This window comes from Psittacicella gerlachiana (assembly GCF_003585965.1).
Classification (GTDB): Bacteria; Pseudomonadota; Gammaproteobacteria; order Enterobacterales; family Psittacicellaceae; genus Psittacicella; species Psittacicella gerlachiana.
The window spans coordinates 1-3698 of the sequence record NZ_NRJF01000181.1 but is presented as its reverse complement, the minus strand read 5'-3'; the positions used below and the strand labels follow the sequence as shown (position 1 = coordinate 3698).

Below are 3698 nucleotides of genomic sequence, written 5' to 3'. Positions count from 1 at the left end.
GCAGTCTCTTATCTATTTTGTTTTTGGTACAATTTACCTGTTTTTCTGCTATAATATTTATGTTTGTTTTAGTCATAATCTATAGGTTAGTTGTTATGACTAAATTTTTAAAGTTATCTAAGATAAATTATTTTTAGTTTTAATTTCTAGGAAGATTTAAATGAAATTAGCATTTATATTTCCAGGTCAAGGGTCTCAATCACAAGGGATGTTAAAAGACCTTGCTGAAAAGTATCCTGAAGTATTAACTTATTTTAAACAAGCTTCAGAGGTTTTGGGGTATGACTTATGGGATGTAGTACAAAATGATGCTGATAAATTAAGTAAAACAGAAGTTACCCAACCAGCATTATTAACTTCAAGCTATGCAATTTATCAAGTAATTTGCAAAGAGTATCCTCATTTAAAACCTTCATATATGGCTGGCCATAGCCTTGGAGAATATTCGGCTCTTACATGTGCTGGAGTTATTGACTTTAAAGATGCTGTAAAACTAGTACAATTACGTGGGAAATACATGCAAGAAGCTATGCCTGTTGGTGGAGCTATGTATGCGATTTTAGGTCTTGATGATCAAGTAATTATTGATACTTGTAAAAAAGTTCAAGAAGAAACAGGTAAGGTCGTAGCTGCTGTTAACTTTAATAGCCCAGGGCAAGTAGTAATTGCTGGAGATGAGCAAGCTGCTTCTCAAGCTGCTAGTTTATTAAAAGAGCAGGGGGCTAAAAGAGCTGTACAATTAGCTGTTTCTGTACCATCTCACTGCAGTTTAATGCAACCGGCTGCTGATAATATGGCAGAAGTATTAAAAACTATTGAATTTAAACAGGATTTAACTCCAGTAGTGCATAACACTGATTTGTCTATTTCAGAGAATAAAGAAGAATATGTTCAAGCTTTACTCAAGCAATTAACTGGTCCGGTATTATGGACACAAAGTGTTGAAAAATTAGTTAATGAGTATGGAGTAACTAATTTTATCGAAGTTGGACCTGGTAAAGTTTTAACAGGCTTACAAGGAAGAATTACAAAATCAGCACCTTGTCAAGCTGTTAATACAATTGAAAGCCTTGAGAACTTAAAAGAATTAAATTAAACGGATTATAATTATGTCAAAAATTGCACTTGTAACTGGTGCTTCACGTGGTATTGGTAAAGCTATCGCTTTAGAGTTAGCTTCTCGTGGTTGCACAGTTATTGGAACTGCTACTAGTGAAGCTGGAGCTAATGCTATTACTGAATATTTAAATGGTAAAGGTGAAGGTCTTGTTTTAAATGTAACTTCAAAAGACTCTCAAGCTGAGCTATTAAAAGCAATTAAAGAAAAATATGGAGATGTTGATATTCTTGTAAATAATGCAGGTATCACTCGTGATAAATTATTATTACGTTTAAATGATCAAGATTGGAATGATATTATTCAAACCAATTTAACTCCTATTTTCCAATTAAGTCAAGCTGTAATGCGTCCAATGATGAAAAAAGGTTGGGGACGTATTATCAATATAGGTTCAGTAGTTGGTTTAACTGGTAATGTTGGTCAAGCTAACTATTCTGCAGCAAAAGCTGGAGTGATTGGTTTTACTAAATCTATGAGTTTAGAAGTTGCTGGTAAAGGTGTTACGGTGAATGTAGTTGCTCCTGGATTTATTGCAACAGATATGACTGATGTTTTATCTGAAGAGGTTAAAGCTGGTATTTTAGCTTCAGTTCCAGCAAAACGTTTAGGTACACCTGAAGAAGTGGCTAAAGCTGTAGCTTTCCTAGCTTCAGATGATGCTTCATATATTACAGGTCACACTCTAAGTGTAAATGGTGGTATGTACCAAGGTTAATTTGCACGAAAATTAGCACTAATTATTAATTATTTTTATAAATGTTTGAAAAATAAAATATATTTTTGATTATAAGTTTATTATTTTTTGTTTCGTTATGTTATAATAATACATGAGTAAAATGTGCCTTAGGCATTATTTTTTACAATAGGTTTTTATAATATCTACGATTAAAAAAGTAGATTAAATTCAAATTATTATATTTTCAAGCCTTTACAGGATCCAAATAAAAATGACTATTGAATCACAAATTAAAAAAGTTATTGCCGCTCAATTAAACATTACTGATTTAGATCGTATCACTCCAGAAGCTTCATTCACTGAAGATTTAGGTGCTGACTCTTTAGATACAGTAGAATTAGTAATGGCTTTCGAAGAAGAGTTTGGTATTACTATCCCTGATGAAGACGCAGAGAAGATTACAACTGTTCAATCAGCAATTGATTACATCACTGCTCACGCAGACAAATAATTGTCTTTTTATCGAAGAATTGTAAGCGGTCAATCCTGATTGACCGCTTTAATTGTTTGTTCTTAATAATTAATTATCGGAGCTCTTGATGACTAAAAGAAGAGTTGTTGTTACTGGGATGGGAATTTTAAGTCCTTTAGGTAATAACGTACAAGAAAACTGGGATAATCTTCTTGCTGGGAAAAGTGGTATTCGTTTAATAGAACACTTTGATACAACGAACTTTGGAACTAAGTTTGCTGGTTTAGTTTCTAACTATGATGCAAATGAAGTTGCTGATGCAAAAGAACAGCGTAAAATGGATTTATTTATTCAATATGCTCTTTATGCTGGTAAACAAGCGTTAGAAGATGCTAATTTAATAGATAAATTAGACACTCTAGATCTTAATCGTTTTGGGGTAGCTGTTGGTTCTGGTATTGGTGGTCTTGGCTACATTGAACAAAATGCTAATTCTTTATTCGAAAAAGGTCCTAGACGTATTAGTCCATTCTTTATTGCGTCTGCAATAACTAACATGGCAGCTGGTCACTTATCTATTCGTTATGGATTAAGAGGACCAAATATTGCTATCACTACAGCTTGTACTACAGGTACTCATAACATTGGTATGGCTGCAAAAATGATTGCTTACGGTGATGCTGATATTATGTTAGCTGGTGGTGCTGAAAAAGCTTCAACCCAATTAGGTATTGGTGGTTTCGGAATTATGCACGCTTTATCAAGTCGTAATGATGATCCTCAAGCCGCTTCAAGACCTTGGGATAAAGGGCGTGATGGTTTCGTTTTAGGTGATGGAGCTGGGGTTTTAGTTTTAGAATCTCTAGATTCTGCACTTGCACGTGGAGCTAAAATCTACGCTGAAGTTGTTGGTTTCGGTATGTCAGGTGATGGTTATCATATGACTTCTCCTCCTGAAAATGGTGAGGGGGCTCAATTAGCTATGGAAAACGCAATTCGTGATGCGGGTATTAGTGCTAATGAGATTGATTATGTTAATGCTCACGGAACTTCTACTCCTGTAGGTGATATTGCTGAAATTAGAGCAATTCAAAATGTTTTAGGTAATGGTGAGTATGTAGTTACTTCAACTAAATCTATGACTGGTCACTTATTAGGGGCTGCAGGTGCGATTGAAAGCATTTACTCAGTATTATCATGTTACCATGATGTAATCCCACCAACGATAAACTTAGAAAATCCAGAAGAAGAAATTACTTGTAAGATTGCTGCTAACCAAAAAGTTGAAAAAGTTGTTAATTATGCAATTAATAATAACTTTGGCTTTGGTGGTACCAATGCTTCAATTATTTTCAAAAAATATACGAATTAGTTAATTTGTAAGATCTAAAAGCTAGACCATGAGATGTAAATCTCATGGTCTAGCTTTT

At 34.0% G+C, this 3698-nt stretch carries 4 protein-coding genes; all 4 read left to right on the top strand.

Features of this window, described 5'->3' with window-relative positions; translation table 11 throughout:
- Positions 1-160: 160 nt before the first annotated feature.
- The 4 genes from fabD (at position 161) to fabF (ending at position 3640) form a co-directional block, all read left to right on the top strand.
- Positions 161-1096, top strand: coding sequence for an ACP S-malonyltransferase (gene fabD, locus CKF59_RS06075; RefSeq protein ID WP_119535058.1), 936 nt, complete (start codon positions 161-163; stop codon positions 1094-1096).
- A gap of 10 nt (positions 1097-1106) precedes the next feature.
- Positions 1107-1835 carry a 3-oxoacyl-ACP reductase FabG gene (gene fabG / locus CKF59_RS06070; protein ID WP_119535057.1) on the top strand — a complete coding sequence of 243 codons (729 nt, stop codon included), beginning with the start codon at positions 1107-1109 and terminating at the stop codon, positions 1833-1835.
- Positions 1836-2067: 232 nt separating this feature from the next.
- Positions 2068-2307 carry an acyl carrier protein gene (acpP, locus tag CKF59_RS06065; protein WP_119535056.1) on the top strand — a complete coding sequence of 80 codons (240 nt, stop codon included), beginning with the start codon at positions 2068-2070 and terminating at the stop codon, positions 2305-2307.
- A gap of 88 nt (positions 2308-2395) precedes the next feature.
- Positions 2396-3640, top strand: a complete 1245-nt coding sequence (fabF, locus tag CKF59_RS06060; RefSeq protein ID WP_119535055.1) for a beta-ketoacyl-ACP synthase II — start codon at positions 2396-2398, stop codon at positions 3638-3640.
- Positions 3641-3698 lie beyond the last annotated feature (58 nt).